Genomic DNA, 497 nt, shown 5'->3' with positions numbered 1-497 from the left:
GGTCTACGACCAAATACTCATTCGCCCTATTCAGACTCGCTTTCGCTACGGCTCCACATTTTCTGCTTAACCTTGCATCAGATCGTAACTCGCCGGTTCATTCTACAAAAGGTACGCCATCACCCATTAACGGGCTCTGACTACTTGTAAGCACACGGTTTCAAGTTCTCTTTCACTCCCCTTCCGGGGTACTTTTCACCTTTCCCTCACGGTACTGGTTCACTATCGGTCACTAGAGAGTATTTAGCCTTAGGAGATGGTCCTCCCAGATTCCGACGGAATTTCACGTGCTCCGTCGTACTCAGGATCCACTCAAGAGAGCACACATTTTCGACTACAGGATTATTACCTTCTATGATTAACCTTTCCAGGTTATTCGTCTAATATGTGCCTTTGTAACTCCGTATAGAGTGTCCTACAACCCCAACAAGCAAGCTTGTTGGTTTGGGCTCTTCCCGTTTCGCTCGCCGCTACTCAGGGAATCGATTTTTCTTTCT

General features: G+C 47.1%; 1 rRNA gene. It reads right to left on the bottom strand.

The annotated features are described in order from the left end of the window. Positions 1–497, bottom strand: a 23S ribosomal RNA gene (locus TP70_RS11155); the annotation flags it as partial.

Origin of the sequence: Staphylococcus microti (assembly GCF_000934465.1) — a bacterium.
Lineage (GTDB): Bacteria > Bacillota > Bacilli > Staphylococcales > Staphylococcaceae > Staphylococcus > Staphylococcus microti.
The sequence above is the reverse complement of the archived record's forward strand: the minus strand, read 5'-3'. Positions and strand labels throughout refer to the sequence as shown.